We start from the raw sequence: 15,535 nt of genomic DNA on the forward strand, positions 1-15,535 counted from the left end.
CAATTCAAATCGTCACGCTATTAAAAATCGCTACAAGTACGACTAACAAAGAATTTCAAAGATCGTTTTTTAATCTTAATCGCCCACTAGTGTCTGTCGACATAACCTTACTTCCATCTTTTTTACTCAAATCTAAACCTATATAGCCCAGATGTAAACGATGTGGATTAGCCCTAAAATAATTAGCAGCATCCTGTTTCCTTCCTTTTTCTTTGAACTGAACTGCATATAACTCCACTTTTCCTCTGAAATTATAGGCTTTAAAAGTCTCTTCAATTTTATAGTCTTCTGCATTAGGAAAACTATGCCAACCCCATTGTGCCTGTGTACCTAAAGGAACTCCGTTTTTATATTCTTCCGGAAAAGTCTGTAATCCGGTGACATCAACCGTAACAGCAAAATTTCCATTGCCAACCGACAAGGATCCTAAACTGTCCATTTGGTTTACAACAGGATTATTTCGGCTAACAAGACTGAAACGATCTATTTTATCAATTGAATCATGCTGACAAGAATAAAACAACAGAATGACTATTGATATTAAAAGCTGATTTCTCATAAAGGATTCTTTGGATTAATGCTTTTACTAAATTAAAAAGAGAACTTCAACATCCCCTATACAAACGTTCAAATCAATTCAATTTAGTACATTTCATTAACAAGTTACCAAACCATTAACTGCAAATAATCACATCCAATAATACTCATTAGGTACATTCCATCATTTTATAACATATATTCCATCATTTTACACAAAAAAGCAGAGCATTTCCAAAGCATCCGTTTAAATTTATGTTTGAATATAAAACAGACCTATATTATTTAATAAGCATAAAATCAAGATAACTATGAAATCTCTATTTCTATCAGGATTATTTATTAGCATCTTCTGTACTTTTTCTTTTGGACAAAATAAAACGGATGCAAGTTTATTTATGAGAAGTGATTCGCTTCAAACCAATATAATTCAGGATGAATCGGGTGATATTTATAAAACCATCGGACATCATGGTCCAGCTGTTGAAAACGAATGGATGGCAGCCAGAATATATTTTAACAACAGAGCAACTTCCATTGATATTTACAACAAACAAAAAAAAGGACTTGAATTAAAGAAGGCTCTATGGTATCCTGGTGTTAAAGAGCAAAAGAAAGGCCTGGGGGCAGACTATTACAAAGTTGGAGCCACTGTAGGTTTAGGCGGAGTACGTCTCTGGGATGGAGAAAAAGAATTAATGCTTGCACCTGTATCAAACCGAATTGCCAAGGTAAAGAAAGAAGGAAACTTCTCACAAATGGAAATGATATCAAAAGACGTTCCTTATAAAGGCAAAAAAATTGATATTTTGGTTAGAGTTACTGCCTATAGCGGCTTGCGTGAAATGAAAGTGGAAGCTTTTGCTTTTTCGGAAGATGATGTACAGTTTGTAACCGGCATTAACTATTTTGATGGCCAGACTGTTTTAAATGAAGAGGATCGAATTATTACCTGGGGACTACATCCTGAAGATGTTGCTGCCGAATCGGTTCAGGTAGGTGCTGCCGTTGTTATCAATCCTGAGGACTTCGAAAAAACGGTTGATGATGGCAAGCAGCATTTATTTGTTTCTAAACCCTGTAAATACATAAGTACATGGGTAACATCAACCATTGAAAAAGATAAAAAACTGGGAACTTTAGAGAATTTTAAAGCCTATGTTTCAAAACTATAAAAGGGTGTCCGCCCTTTCGGACAACACCCTTTGAAATAAATTAGAGAACTGCTTTTAATAGGCAGTTCTTTTATTTCTTAGCTACTCCAAATAAATCGTAATCCTCAGCGTCAGTTATTTCAACCTGGTAGAAATCACCAATGCTCAATGCTTCATTTTCTTCTTTATGAAGCAATACTTCCTGATCCACTTCAGGTGAATCATACTCGGTACGCCCTATGTAATAATCCCCTTCTTCGCGGTCAATAATAACCTTCAGTTCTTTACCAACTTTTTCACGATTGATTTCAGCTGCAATACCATTCTGAATTTCCATGATATAGTCGGCACGCTCCTGCTTCACTTCTTCGGGAATATCGTCTTTGTATTTTTTTGCCGCATATGTATCCTCTTCATGAGAATAAGGAAATACACCCAAACGCTCAAAACGAACATCTTTCACAAAATCAACCAACTCCTTAAAGTCCTGCTCTGTTTCGCCCGGATGGCCAGTGATAAAAGTGGTACGTAAATGAATATCAGGCACTGTATTACGCATCTCTTCAATCAAGCGATAAGTCTGGCTTTTACGAACATTTCTACGCATCAATTCCAACATATTATCCGAAATATGCTGCAAAGCAATATCCAGGTAATTACAAACCTTAGGATTATCGCGCATCACCTTTAATACATCCAACGGAAATCCCGATGGATAGGCATAGTGTAAACGAATCCAATCAATGCCATTAATTTTAGCCAGCTCATCAACCAAATGCGGCAATCGATATTCTTTATATAAATCGTATCCATAGAAGGATAAATCCTGAGCAATCACCTGTAATTCTTTTACACCCGAATCGGCCAAACCTTTTGCTTCATCAATCAGATCCTCCATTTTTCGGCTCTGGTGCTTTCCGGTAATCAAAGGAATAGCACAATAACTACAGGTTCGATTACAACCCTCCGAAATTTTAAAATAAGCATAATGACCTGGAGTGGTTAACGAACGCTCATTCATTAAATCACGACGATAACTTGCACCTACTTCCGAAATAATTTCCTTCCAGTTGAATTTACCAAAGAATTTATCTACTTCCGGAAGCTCTTTCTTCAATTGCCCCGGATAACGCTCCGATAAACAACCCATCACATAAAGCTGCTTGATATCACCACGTTTTTTAGCCTCAACAAATTCGAGAATGGTATCAATTGATTCCTCTTTTGCATCGCCGATAAAACCACAGGTGTTTACAATCGCCACTTCACTATCGGGAAATTCAGGATCGTGCGCAACCTGAATATTGTTGGCTTTAAACTGACGAATCAAAAACTCACTATCAACCAGGTTTTTAGAGCAACCCATGGTTACCACATCCACTTTCTTAGCTTTCGCCATCTTATTAAGTACTTAATTATTTAAATACAACCACAAAAAAGGACTACAACAGCAGTCCTCACATATTTTTTATCTGAATAAGGAATCTACAAATTCATTCCGATCGAAAACCTGCAGATCATCTATACCTTCACCAATTCCAATATACTTAACCGGAATGCTAAATTGATCGGATACTCCAATAACCACACCTCCTTTAGCTGTTCCATCTAACTTGGTAATTGCCAAAGATGAAACTTCAGTTGCTTTGGTAAATTGCTTTGCCTGCTCAAATGCATTTTGTCCGGTTGAACCATCCAGCACCAACAAAACCTCATTGGGTGCATCCGGTACAATTTTTTGCATCACACGTTTCACCTTACTCAACTCGTTCATAAGATTCACTTTATTATGCAAACGACCGGCTGTATCGATAATTACAACATCTGCCCCTTGTGTTTTTGCTGATGACAATGTGTCGAAAGCAACAGAAGCAGGATCGGATCCCATACTTTGCTTTACAATTGGCACATCAACCCGTTCGGCCCAAACCACTAATTGATCAATGGCAGCAGCTCTAAAGGTATCAGCGGCACCTAAAACAACTTTTTTACCGGCTGCTTTAAATTTACTTGCCAGTTTACCGATTGTAGTTGTTTTGCCAACACCGTTAACCCCAACCACCATTATTACATATGGATTATCGGATTCAGGAAGTTCAAAATCAATTGATTTTTCAGAAGAATTTTCAGCTAAAAGTTCAGCTATCTCTTCACGCAGGATATCGTTCAACTCACCGGTTCCTAAAAATTTATCTTTTGAAACACGAGCTTCAATTCTTTTGATAATTTTCAGGGTAGTATCTACACCTACGTCAGATGTAATTAATACTTCTTCCAATTCATCTAGTACATCATCATCAACCCTGGTTTTACCAACCACAGCACGTGTTAATTTTTTCAGAACACTTTCCTTGGTTTTGGCCAAACCTTTGTCAAGACTTTCCTTTTTAGCCTTGGTAAAACTTCCAAAAATACCCATATATTAAATATTTCTGCTAAGATAACAATTGATAACTGAACTTAAACCAGATAAACACAAAAAGCTCCCTCGCAAAAGGAAGCTTTTATGTTTTACGGTTATTCAACCTTATTTATTGAAAAACTCTTTGGTCATTTCATTAGGTACAATCTCTTCACGGAATGTATAAGCTCCGGTTTTTTCAGATTTTACCATTTTGATCACTTTAGTGTGACCTTTACCTTCACCTTTTTGCAACGATGCAACTGCTTTCTTTGCCATGGTTAATCAGTTTTATTTGATTTCGCGATGTAAAGTTACTCGCTTCAAAATTGGATTATATTTTTTTAACTCCATACGATCAGGAGTATTTTTTCTGTTTTTTACGGTAATGTAGCGGCTAGTTCCAGGTTGTCCACTCTCTTTGTGTTCAGTACACTCAAGAATTACCTGTATGCGATTACCTTTTGCCTTTTTAGCCATTTTTTACTCCCTTTATTAATAGTTTGTAATAAATCCCTTTTCTTTAGCACCTTTCAAAGCAGCATTTAAACCAACCTTGTTGATCATGCGCAATCCAGCTGCAGACACTCTCAGACTCACCCAACGGTCTTCCTCAGGCAAGTAAAACTTCTTCTTGAAAAGATTAATATCGAATCTTCTCTTGGTTCTTCTCTTCGAGTGAGAAACATTATTTCCCACCATGAATGATTTACCAGTTATTTGACATACTCTTGACATCTCTCAACAGTTTTTTTCGGATACATTTTTCAAACAGAGCGCAAAATAAGTCATTTTTCTACAATTACACAAATACTTTGACTATAAATATTCTGTTTTTTAATTTTTTAATGCTTTTTATTTTTTCAACCATTCTAATTTACCTCTATTTTAGATTTAGATAGGAATAAACAATATATTGAATTACAATTATTAATGTTATTTAATTTTCCGATATAACATAACCATCCCCGTATCCGCTGATCGTTGAATATTTCTGTCACGCATTTTACCAAACTGATATCTCTGACTGACAACTCCAAAATCACCCGCAATTGCAATCCATACAGTCCCTACAGGTTTATCAGGAGTACCGCCATCGGGTCCGGCAATACCTGATGTAGCAATAGAATAATCAGTACCAAGAGCCTTCCTAGCCCCTTGAGCCATTTGTTCAACTACCGATTGACTAACGGCTCCAATTTGAATGAGATCTTCTTTATGAACCCCCAATAGCTTTTCTTTTATCTCATTTTCATAGGCAATAATCCCACCTCTGAAATAAGCTGAACTTCCAGGAATACTGGTTAGCAAATGACCAATATATCCACCCGTGCAACTTTCAGCCGTGGCTATGGTCCGACCTTGCTCTTTAAGTAACTCTCCCAACAATTCCTGAATAGATTTATCTTCTTCAGCGAAAATATTATCTCCTACAATAGGGTAAAGCTCTTTAACCAGTTGATCAACATCTTTATGAGCCTTCGCTTCATCCTTTGTCTTAGCTGTTAAACGCAGACGTATTTTACCTGGTGAAGGCAAATAAGCCAATGAAATATAATCAGGTATCGATTCTTCCCAACCACTCAATTGCTCAGCTAAAACAGCCTCTGGAATATTAAAAACCAAAACGGTTTTATGAATTATATGAATGGTTGGATATTTACTTTTTAAACGGGGTATAATTTCGTTGCTTACGGCATGTTTCATTTCGCCAGGCACCCCGGGCATTGAAACAACCACTTTGCCATCCCTCTCAAACCACATTACCGGAGCCGTTCCAACCGGATTATTAATTACCGTACATTTATCAGGCACATAAGCCTGACCTTTATTTAATTCATTGATATTCTTAACACGCCCCTTTAACAACTCACAAACATTATCATAAACTTCCTGATTAAAAACCAGTTCTGAGTTGAAATAATCGGCTAAGGTTTGCTTGGTAATATCATCCTTGGTTGGCCCCAGCCCCCCGGTCATCAAAACAACATCTACCCTGCTTAAGGCTTCATCCAGACTGGATCTGATAGCCTCCTCGGTATCCTGAACAGAAGTGATCCGGGTAATATCAAAACCTGCTATATTCAGTTGCTGCCCCATCCATGCCGAGTTGGTATCAATCACCTGACCAATCAACAACTCGTTCCCTATGGTTATTATTTCAAGATTCATGACTTTAGAAGTTAGATGCTAGTGATTAGAAGTTAGATTTCGAATTGCTTTAATGCGCTCCAGCAATGGCGGATGCGAATAATGAAAGAATACATACAAAGGATGCGGAGTTAAATTACTCAAGGCATTTACTGAGATGGTTTTTAGACCACTAATCAAATGATCACCCAATTGAAATCCGGCTGCATAAGCATCTGCTGCATATTCGTTTTTACGCGAAACTACTGACATGATAATACCGGTTACAAACGAAACAGGGGAATACAATAAACCAAAAGCCAGCATTCCGATATGAAAATTGGGCTCCTCCACTCCTAACGCCTGAGATAGCAAAGGAGAACCTACCACTAAACCAAAAACAAACAGAATAACTCCTGTTTGAAATACTCCTGTTAGCGTTCCCCACAAGGTATGCTTTAACTTATAATGCCCCACTTCATGGGCCAATACGGCAACAATTTCATCGGTTTGTAAATCATTAATCAAGGTATCATAAAGAACAATTCGCTTTTTGGCTCCCAATCCACTGAAAAAGGCATTTGCCTTAGTACTGCGTTTTGAGCCATCCATCACAAAAATATTATCGAGCTTAAAACCTGCTTTTTTCGAGAATGCTTCAAGAGCATCGCGCAATTCGCCATCTTCCAATGGTTTTTGCTTATTGAATAAAGGCAATATCAGTGAGGTATAAAACATGGTCATAAAAATCATAAAGACACTGGAAACCATCCAGGCGTATAGCCAAAAATACAATCCGGCAACTGAATAAATCCACATGATAACAGCCAGTAATGGTCCACCGATCAAAGCTGTAACCAACATCGATTTAAATATATCCAATACAAACGTTTTAGGGGTCGTTTTATTAAACCCGAAGCGTTCTTCAATAACAAAAGTTCCGTAAATACTAAAAGGGATACCAATTATGCTGGAGCCAAAGCCTATTACAGCAAAGAAAAGCAACGATTGAACAATGCTGTTATCACTCCAGTTCATCACCCAGCCATTAACTAGTGCAAACCCTCCGGCCATCAGAAAAACAATCATTACCACAAAACTGAATACATCACTTAACACACCAAACCCATAATTAGCCTTTCGGTATTCGTGTTGTTTGCTGTATTTCTCAGCATCATAAATATCTTCCAGCTCAGCAGGTAAGTTGGCTTGCCAGCGGGTTTTGTTTAACCATTCCATCCATTGATCAAATACAAACTGAACAACCAAAATGGCCAGAATTATATAATACATTGTTTGTGAAGTCATCTTATTAGTTTTTAAGCATGCAAAGATAGCCCAGAAAGTTAAAAGGCAAAAGGAAAAGCCCGATAGCTATCGGGAATGGTTAATGGTGAATGGTTAATTATGAGTGATCCAGGGCGCGACTCAAAGTCGGACCCTGGAGAAACTCCGAAAATGATTTATTGCCAAGGGAACGGTTCTTTATTAACGTCTTGCAAATAGAGAACAGTTCCTTAGGTACGAAGTCGCACCCCGAATAGATTAGATAGGAAAAACCAAACCATACTCCTCAATAACATCCTGGTTAATAAGACTTCCCTTACGCCAGCCAGTAACATCCCTTGCCGATGAATATTCCCAATCAATAGCCCTGCTAACCAGGCCGGCTTTTACAGGGTTATTTAAGATGTATGAATAACACTGTTGCGGATATTGCTCCTCTGGTTGTTCTATGTTAATTAATGCTCCGGCATTGGTATTGTAAAATGATGGAGCAATGCCATTGGGACAAGTGAGGCATACGGCTTTGGTTTCCTTTCGCCACAGAGAGCCGCTTCGTTTCTCCTGTTTGTTAATAGCCCTTGTATATGAAGCCAAAAGAATTCCAATGGATTTTTGAAGTGAATCAGTCCGGGTGCGACTTAAAGTCGCGCCTGGACTAGCAGTAAACTCAACCTCCAGGCAATTAACCCTTACCATTAAATGAAAATGATTTGGCATCAGACACCAGGCCAGAACATCGCAATAGGGTAACAGATGAGTTCGTATCTTCTGGAGAAAATACAGGTAGTTTTCGGATTTAAAGAAGATATCCTGCCTATTATTTCCCTGATTATAGATATGGTAAAGATGACCTTTTTCGAAGTTCATAGCTTAAGGATATAATAAATCGGATAACGACTTTCACACCGGGCGCGACTTGAAGTCGCACCCGGTGTGAAAGTCGTTATTCAAACAAAATACAAACCGGAGAAAGAGCATTGATTTCACTCACAAACGTTAATAACCCGGTTTCGGCATTTCTATTAAACACCACTATGTTTTGTGTATTTTTATTAGCAACCAACAAGAACTTTTCATCAGGCGATAATACAAAATTTCGTGGATGATCGCCCCTGACTGATTCATTTGCAAGCAAGCTTAAATCTCCCACTGCTCCCACTGAAAAAATTGCAATACTATTATGACCACGATTTGAAGCATAAACAAATCTTCCATCAGAAGAAATATGAATATCAGCACAAAAACTATCTCCTTCAAAGTCATCAGGCAAGGTACTGATACTTTCAGCTGCTTCCCATTGCCCACCTTCCATTGCCACCCTGGTAACCGTGTTGTTTAATTCATTTACAACATATAGCCATTCCCCATTAGGGTGAGCACACAGGTGACGAGGACCTGCACCCGGAGTCATGGCCACTTTTTGTTTTAAATTGAATAGTTTGTCATAAATCCATAACTCATCCGTTCCCAGATCACAACTAATCACTTCATCACCAACAAACCAGGCCGAATGTGCATGAGGTACCAACTGACGATCTGTTGGACCAGACCCTTCGTGCTGTGTAACTGACAATAAATTAGAGAGCAAGCCATCCTTGGTTGCCGAAAGCCATCCCAGGTTACCTCCAGTGTAATTGGCAACAACTATCTGACCATCATCACTAACACTAATATGACAAGGATGCGCTCCTCCACTGGAAGTAACTGAAATCAGCTGCAGTGTATCTTCACCAACACTGTAGGACCTTACTTCTCCTGTACTGTCTCTGTTAACTTCGTCAACAGCAAAGAGCACCTTTCTATCTTTACTAAAAGCCAGGTATGAAGGATTATCGGCCTTAGCCATTAAGCCCTTTGCTTGAATTACACCTTCATCATCAAGTAAATACTTATATATTCCTTCACTTTCCCCCTCGGTATAGGTTCCAAGATAAAAAACACTTCCCTGTATTTCAGAGTCTTTTTTAGTTTGAACACAGGCATTCAAACCAACCAAAACAGTTAGAACTATCGATAATAACTTCTTCATCATTTTTTTCTTTGGGTTTATCTCTCCATTTGAAACAACAAGATACTAAAATGTTCAAACAGCATAGCTAAATTAAGGTTTTTATAACTTTTTGGCTTTACTCGCGTACTTATGAACGGAAAGATAAACATACATAAAACAACCTATGAAACTATTCAGACTTTTAATACTCATTGGAGTGATGATACCAGGGTATTTAAATGCACAAACGAATGCAGAAAAAGTAAGCACATTCTTTAGCAAAGTATTAAACCTTTCTGAAGCAAAGCTTAATGCTGACAGGCCCATTGCCAACATTAATCAGCTTGCAGCTCATCAGGCCGATACGATGCTTGTTATAAACAATTCAAATGCTAAGTAAGTATTTGACCTGGCTAAGAAATATGAATACACCATCATCTCAGTTGAACGTCATACCATAGTATTGGTTGATTCATGGAGCGACTGTTCTCAATCAGGATCATGGTCATATTGTATGCCTAAAGGCAAAGGATTCATACAACGCAGCGATGAAATGACTGAAAAAGAAGACTATATCAATAATATTATTGGTACACCCAATGCCCAGCGCAGAACAGTGTTTCTTTTTAAGAAGAAATAATTTTTAAAACTAACCTGTAGTTGAAGCAGTTTATCAATTTATTGGTAGGCTGCTTTTTTATTTGCAATCGTTCATTTTTGTAATTTGCTGAATCTCTCGACCTGCGCATCCTTTATGAAAAACCTCTGCAGACAGTTTATCTCCCGGATTCAATTCTGTAAGATTAAACTTAACAGTCTCCACTGCCCTCAATTCCCCCAACTCATTCTGAAAAATATAAAAACGCTTGTCGGCCAGTTCACTTTCTTTTAAGAAGATCAGTACTTCTCTGTTTTTTTGGTTACGCATTACATTTCCTGATTTTTAATCACAAGTCAACAGAAACAATGCCACAAATCAGAACAAAAAACTACAACACTTATTTTCTGATACATACTAGAACTATTAATAAGGCGCATTCAACAAAAAAGTAGAATACATACCTCCAACTAACATTTTAGTACAATACAAATCTGATTTTTCTACTTTCTTGGAAAATTTCTTTCAGAGTAGATCATAAATAGAATTGCTAACGTAAGAAATACTATTCCAAAACCATATGTTGTGCTGAAACCTAACAACTCATATAACTGAATACCGATGATAGGTGCAACTGAAGCTCTTAAACCTGTAAGAAATAAATGTACAGATTGGTAATCGGCTGCTTCATCAGATTTACAAAAATAGCTACTGCCTATTCCCCACAAAATGGGCATACTTCCCATAAATATACCATTGAAGAATACAGCTAACAGAAGCATATAATAGATTTTAATACCCAGTATTTCAGTATTGAATTGAACATACTCTGTTAAACCTGTAAACAAGATAAATAACATCAAAGCTCCAAAAGTTATTATAGCGAACCTGCGAGGATCACGCGTACCAATCAGTTTACCAAACAGGGGTAAAAAAATAATTGCAACCAGATTAAAAGCATTATTATAGAACGCAACAGATGAATAGTTTAAATCCAGAGCCTCTTTGTAAAAAATGGTAATAACCGCATGTGTACTCATCCAGGCAAAACCATACATCATAAAACCATATTCAAGATGACGAAACGGTTTATTAAACTTTAAGATATGCCAGATTCTTAGAAAAGAACCACCAATTGCTGACCACAATGGTTTGGTAGGAATCTGAAAATTTTGGACAAATTCCATTTTAGTAAGCTGAAAAACAGAAACAACACCAAAAATTCCAACCAATGGATAAAACCATTTATATGAATTGGGATCAATGTCGAGCAATAAACCGGTTATAAACGTAGACGACATGATGGCCACTTTGTTAACTGTAGTGGCATACCCAAATAGTTTTCCAAAGTTCTCGTGCCTATAGTTACCTTTTAAATACTGATTAATAGAAGGTATCACCGTAATTTTTGAGGTGTAAAACAACAAAAACACAGCCAAAAAGAGGTAATGATAAATTGGATCCAATCCTTTACCATGAACATTCGGAAACAGGGCAAATCCCACCAAAGGTAAACGCGTTATAATACCCGAAATTCTGAGAAACTTTTTACGATTGGAGTAACGGCGCATTATTTCATTGGCCAACATGGCAAACAGAAACACCACCATACTGAACTGGAACAAGAAAGCCAGTTGTACATTCGAACCCTGTAAAGATTTAATGAAAATAAACTCATTCAACACCAGGGCTCCGTTAGCCACACCTTCCATTACACTGTAGAAGATATGATATCTAAAGGCTTTCTTTTCGGTTTGGTTTAAATTATTTAGTGCTTGCATGTTTTGTTTTGAGGCTGCAAAAATAGATATTTTTAAACCAACAACGGATGAGGAAGGATGTTTAAATATATTATTAAGGAACGGTTCTTTATTGCCGTCTTGTTACAAGAGAACCGTTCCCAAAATCATCATTGATAAATAACTCTTTATTCGTATCTTTCAATTAGTAATTAATTCTTCCAACTAATTAATAACATGCCTTCGATTAAAACCACAACTCCAATTTTACCCGGGAAATACTATCATATTTTTAACAGAGGTTCAAATAAAAAGGCCATTTTTTATTCAACAGCAAATTATCATTATTTTTTAAAACTGATTGACAAGAATTTACATAAACATGTCGACATTTTAGCTTATTGCCTACTATTCAATCATTTTCATTTAATTATCCGCACAAAAGATCTGAACAATGAGAATGAATCAGGCTACAGAAAGAGAATCACATCACATTTTAAGAGTCTCTTTGTATCCTATGCCATGTCCATAAATAAACAGGAAGGTTTTGTGAGTAATCTGTTTGATGCAAAGTTCAAACGCCTTGAAATAAACAATGATAACTATTTAAAATACCTAATATTTTACACCCATTACAATCCTAAAAAACATCAGTTATGTACTGATTTCAAAAATTATCTTTTCAGCTCATATAACTCACTGATATCAAATACTAAAACAAAGGTAAACCGAGAACTGGTGCTGAATATTTTCGAAGGAAGGGAGCAATTTATAAATTATCATGATGTTCTTCATCAGGAAAGAAACAAACTGATTTTGGAGTGATCAAGTATGATAGAGAACAGTTCTGTATAACCATCATCTAAAAAGAAAACCAATCCTTAGAAGATTTAAAATGAAACATTTTGGTGATTAATGAGTCTTATAGGGAACGGTTCTTTATTTGCATCTTCCTAATAGAGAACCGTTCCTTACAAAAAACTTTATATCTCTGAACCCGAGACAGGCACCAGCTGTGCACTTAAATCCGGATCTTCCATGTCTTTATCCAAAGGAAACATTGGACGATGAATTCTCTTATAACCCAATCGTTCCAGGTCCTGATCGACTCCACCCGGCGTTAATGCCATAATCCAGTCACCACGCATATTATATAATTCCGGCACAAGATATCCAATCTTAACAACCAAAATATCAGCTTCGCGAGGATACAATCCCAGGTTGGTAAAATCATGCTCATAATGATAAGGTTTACGTCTTCCGGTAACAATTACATCAACACTTCCTACCTGAACAACAACCTCTACATCTGCATTTTTATCACCCTGAACAATCTTTTTTATAGTTCCTTTTAATTGAACTGGTGGTGCAAAACGGCTATCAACCTTTGCTCCTGCAACAGCGTCAATTTTTCCTCCTTCACCAATTTCAAGTGCTTTAGCAACAAAATCAGGCCCTGGTATTGAAGCATAAATCATATGTGGACCATTCGCTTTCTTAAATTCTGGCCTTTTCAATATCTCTGTCAACGTCCAGGTAACATCACCTGCTCCTCCTGCTGTAGGATTATCCCCCATATCACTAATAACAAAAGGTTTTTTGTCGCTTTTAACAGCCATATCCAAACTCTCTTCCAATGAAGCTACAGGAGCCACAAATTCAAACTGTTTCCTAACATCCCAAAAGGATTTTGCCAAATACTCAGCTCCTTCAGTGACTTTAGTCTTATCGTCACCCACTACCATTACATATGCACGATTGCGCGGTTCGTCAGCCCAGGCATATCCAACCCAGATGGCTGCATCAACCACACCTTCCTGATCGGCAATTGTTGGTACTTTTGCATATAAACTCTTACCCGGTTCAATACGGGTACTTGTTTTCTCGCCTGGCAGCAGGATAGGTACAGGTATCCACGCTTTATAAGCTGGTTTTCCTTTACCACTTTCCAACCGGTCTAAAAGATTAACCAAAGCACGACGTTTTGAATCCATAGAATCTTCATGAGGAGCCAAACGATAACAAGTCATCAGATCAGTATTCTCTGCCAAACGCCACGACACATTTCCATGCAAATCCATACAGGTTGAAATTATACATTCATAACCAACCACCTCACGAACTCTTTCGATAAAATCACCTTCCGGATCATCCAAGCCTACCACACTCATAGCCCCGTGAATATCAAAGAACAATCCATCGTAAGGAAGATCTTTCTTCAATCGCTCCAGCGTTTCAGTCACAAGAGTCTCATACGCATCGCGAGTAACAATTCCTCCCGGAATAGCATGTCCGCGTAAGGTTGGAAAATATTCTGCCCTTTGTCGCGCTGATGAATCAGCATCCATAAATGTATAGTACGAATAAATTTCATCACCTCTGCGCGTACGAAAGGCTTCAACATCTGACTGCGCCGGGGAAAATGTACTTGATTCGATTGCCAGTCCGGCAATGGCTACGCGTGGTAATTTCTTATCGCTCTTACCGGAAAGGCCACAACTTCCCAATAGCACAACAAGACATAAACCAATACCAATTTTTTTCATTCTTAATTGATTTAAACTATTATGTAATACTTAAAAGGTCCTCTATACAGACTTTTCAACGAATCGGAGCAGGAAGTAAGGTATCTTTTCTAAACTTGAAAGGCTAAAATACAAAAAAAGGCCGAAGTCATTACAACTACGGCCCTAAAGTAAAAACAATATAATTTTAGTTTGTTAGTTTTTGATTAATAGTCAATAGTTTATACCTCAACTTTATTTACCAAAACTTAATTACAAACTTATTTCTTCACTGCTTTATAAATAAAGTAAATACCTGCAATTACAAAAGGTATACTTAACCATTGTCCCATATTCAGTGTCATTCCTTCTTCCCATTTCTCCTGATTATTTTTTACAAATTCGATAAAGAAACGAGACATAAAAATTCCGATTAGAAAAATACCAAATAACAATCCTTGTTTTTCTTTTGCTTTGGTTTTCCAATAGGCAAAGAACAATACAACAAAAGTAAACAAATAACAAAGAGCTTCGTATATCTGCGTTGGATGCGAAGGTTTGGAATAAATTGGTTCTGCTCCATCAACCCATGCATGCATATTTTCAATAAATTGAAATGCCCATGGAACATCCGTTGCATGTCCATAAATCTCAGAGTTCATGAGGTTACCCAAACGAATAAACATGGCTGCTAATGCAACCGGAATAACCAACCTGTCGAGGGTCCAGATCATACTTTTTTTAGTCACCTTCTTAGAGTAAAAATACAAAGCAACTAAAATACCGATTGCCCCTCCATGACTGGCCAGGCCTCCTTCCCAAACTTTAATAATATCTCCCGGATGTTCCGAATAATAATCCCAACCATAAAAGATAACATGCCCCAGACGAGCTCCTACAATAGTAGCTATCACTACATACATAAAAAGCTTTTCAAGCCATGCTTCATTCAGTTTTTCTGACCTGAACATTTTTTCCATCATGTAATAACCCAGCATAAAGGCAATGGCAAAAAATAGTCCGTAATATCGAACCGATAAGAAGCCCAGATGAAAAATTTCAGGATCTACGTTCCAGTGAATATAATTTAGTATCATATCTATATTTTCAAGATTTTAGTATCAAGTATAAAGTATCATGACTGATTGATCAGGTTTTGATACAAGCCTGCCATCAGGCAGGCTATTTACTTTTA

The 15,535-nt window shown here is 37.3% G+C and carries 18 protein-coding genes; 4 read left to right on the forward strand and 14 right to left on the reverse strand.

Translation table 11 applies throughout. The features are described 5' to 3' along the window. Window positions 1-55 precede the first annotated feature (55 nt). Window positions 56-559 (reverse strand): hypothetical protein, encoded by a 504-nt coding sequence (locus ACRD62_RS20870; protein ID WP_430822043.1) that lies wholly within the window; start codon window positions 557-559, stop codon window positions 56-58. Between the two features lie 289 nt (window positions 560-848). Between ACRD62_RS20870 and ACRD62_RS20875 the strand changes: the two genes are divergently transcribed. Continuing rightward, window positions 849-1,712 carry a DUF4861 family protein gene (locus ACRD62_RS20875; RefSeq protein ID WP_430822044.1) on the forward strand — a complete coding sequence of 288 codons (864 nt, stop codon included), beginning with the start codon at window positions 849-851 and terminating at the stop codon, window positions 1,710-1,712. 70 nt (window positions 1,713-1,782) lie between these two features. On the opposite strand, the gene rimO is transcribed toward ACRD62_RS20875, so the two are convergent. From rimO to ACRD62_RS20920, 9 genes are all read right to left on the reverse strand, one after another. Continuing rightward, window positions 1,783-3,090 carry a 30S ribosomal protein S12 methylthiotransferase RimO gene (gene rimO, locus ACRD62_RS20880; protein WP_430822045.1) on the reverse strand — a complete coding sequence of 436 codons (1,308 nt, stop codon included), beginning with the start codon at window positions 3,088-3,090 and terminating at the stop codon, window positions 1,783-1,785. A 69-nt stretch (window positions 3,091-3,159) separates the two neighbouring features. After that, window positions 3,160-4,110 (reverse strand): signal recognition particle-docking protein FtsY, encoded by a 951-nt coding sequence (gene ftsY, locus ACRD62_RS20885; protein ID WP_430822046.1) that lies wholly within the window; start codon window positions 4,108-4,110, stop codon window positions 3,160-3,162. A 108-nt stretch (window positions 4,111-4,218) separates the two neighbouring features. Continuing rightward, on the reverse strand, window positions 4,219-4,371 hold the full coding sequence (locus ACRD62_RS20890) for a DUF4295 domain-containing protein (RefSeq protein ID WP_321410294.1): 153 nt from the start codon (window positions 4,369-4,371) through the stop codon (window positions 4,219-4,221). Between the two features lie 12 nt (window positions 4,372-4,383). Beyond that, complete coding sequence (rpmG, locus tag ACRD62_RS20895; protein ID WP_321410293.1) at window positions 4,384-4,572, reverse strand: 50S ribosomal protein L33; 189 nt, start codon at window positions 4,570-4,572, stop codon at window positions 4,384-4,386. A 15-nt stretch (window positions 4,573-4,587) separates the two neighbouring features. Continuing rightward, entirely contained in the window at window positions 4,588-4,830 is a 243-nt protein-coding gene (gene rpmB, locus ACRD62_RS20900) for a 50S ribosomal protein L28 (RefSeq protein WP_321410291.1), read from the reverse strand. A gap of 198 nt (window positions 4,831-5,028) precedes the next feature. Further along, entirely contained in the window at window positions 5,029-6,264 is a 1,236-nt protein-coding gene (locus tag ACRD62_RS20905) for a competence/damage-inducible protein A (protein WP_430822047.1), read from the reverse strand. Between the two features lie 18 nt (window positions 6,265-6,282). Continuing rightward, the gene (locus ACRD62_RS20910) at window positions 6,283-7,530 is read right to left on the reverse strand and encodes a M48 family metallopeptidase (protein ID WP_430822048.1); all 1,248 of its coding nucleotides are present in this window, start codon (window positions 7,528-7,530) and stop codon (window positions 6,283-6,285) included. 237 nt (window positions 7,531-7,767) lie between these two features. After that, a complete protein-coding gene (locus tag ACRD62_RS20915) occupies window positions 7,768-8,376 on the reverse strand; it encodes a transposase (protein WP_430822049.1) in 609 nt (202 codons plus the stop codon). 76 nt (window positions 8,377-8,452) lie between these two features. Continuing rightward, entirely contained in the window at window positions 8,453-9,541 is a 1,089-nt protein-coding gene (locus ACRD62_RS20920; RefSeq protein ID WP_430822050.1) for a lactonase family protein, read from the reverse strand. Between the two features lie 142 nt (window positions 9,542-9,683). Between ACRD62_RS20920 and ACRD62_RS20925 the strand changes: the two genes are divergently transcribed. Further along, window positions 9,684-9,899, forward strand: a complete 216-nt coding sequence (locus ACRD62_RS20925; protein WP_430822051.1) for a hypothetical protein — start codon at window positions 9,684-9,686, stop codon at window positions 9,897-9,899. A gap of 114 nt (window positions 9,900-10,013) precedes the next feature. Further along, window positions 10,014-10,139, forward strand: a complete 126-nt coding sequence (locus ACRD62_RS20930) for a hypothetical protein (protein ID WP_430822052.1) — start codon at window positions 10,014-10,016, stop codon at window positions 10,137-10,139. A gap of 57 nt (window positions 10,140-10,196) precedes the next feature. Here the strand turns inward: ACRD62_RS20930 and ACRD62_RS20935 are convergent, their stop codons facing one another. After that, window positions 10,197-10,427 carry a hypothetical protein gene (locus ACRD62_RS20935; RefSeq protein ID WP_430822053.1) on the reverse strand — a complete coding sequence of 77 codons (231 nt, stop codon included), beginning with the start codon at window positions 10,425-10,427 and terminating at the stop codon, window positions 10,197-10,199. A 173-nt stretch (window positions 10,428-10,600) separates the two neighbouring features. After that, window positions 10,601-11,878: an MFS transporter gene (locus tag ACRD62_RS20940; RefSeq protein ID WP_430822054.1), complete on the reverse strand. Its 1,278-nt coding sequence runs from the start codon at window positions 11,876-11,878 to the stop codon at window positions 10,601-10,603. A gap of 195 nt (window positions 11,879-12,073) precedes the next feature. Here ACRD62_RS20940 and ACRD62_RS20945 point away from each other — a divergent pair, with 195 nt between their 5' ends. Then, window positions 12,074-12,661: a transposase gene (locus ACRD62_RS20945; protein ID WP_430822055.1), complete on the forward strand. Its 588-nt coding sequence runs from the start codon at window positions 12,074-12,076 to the stop codon at window positions 12,659-12,661. 158 nt (window positions 12,662-12,819) lie between these two features. On the opposite strand, the gene ACRD62_RS20950 is transcribed toward ACRD62_RS20945, so the two are convergent. Both ACRD62_RS20950 and lgt read right to left on the reverse strand, forming a co-directional pair. Beyond that, window positions 12,820-14,382 (reverse strand): M81 family metallopeptidase, encoded by a 1,563-nt coding sequence (locus tag ACRD62_RS20950; RefSeq protein ID WP_430822056.1) that lies wholly within the window; start codon window positions 14,380-14,382, stop codon window positions 12,820-12,822. A gap of 239 nt (window positions 14,383-14,621) precedes the next feature. After that, window positions 14,622-15,437, reverse strand: a complete 816-nt coding sequence (gene lgt / locus ACRD62_RS20955) for a prolipoprotein diacylglyceryl transferase (RefSeq protein WP_430822057.1) — start codon at window positions 15,435-15,437, stop codon at window positions 14,622-14,624. Between the last annotated feature and the right edge of the window lie 98 nt (window positions 15,438-15,535).

Source organism: Carboxylicivirga caseinilyticus (genome assembly GCF_050589785.1).
Lineage (GTDB): Bacteria > Bacteroidota > Bacteroidia > Bacteroidales > Marinilabiliaceae > Carboxylicivirga > Carboxylicivirga caseinilyticus.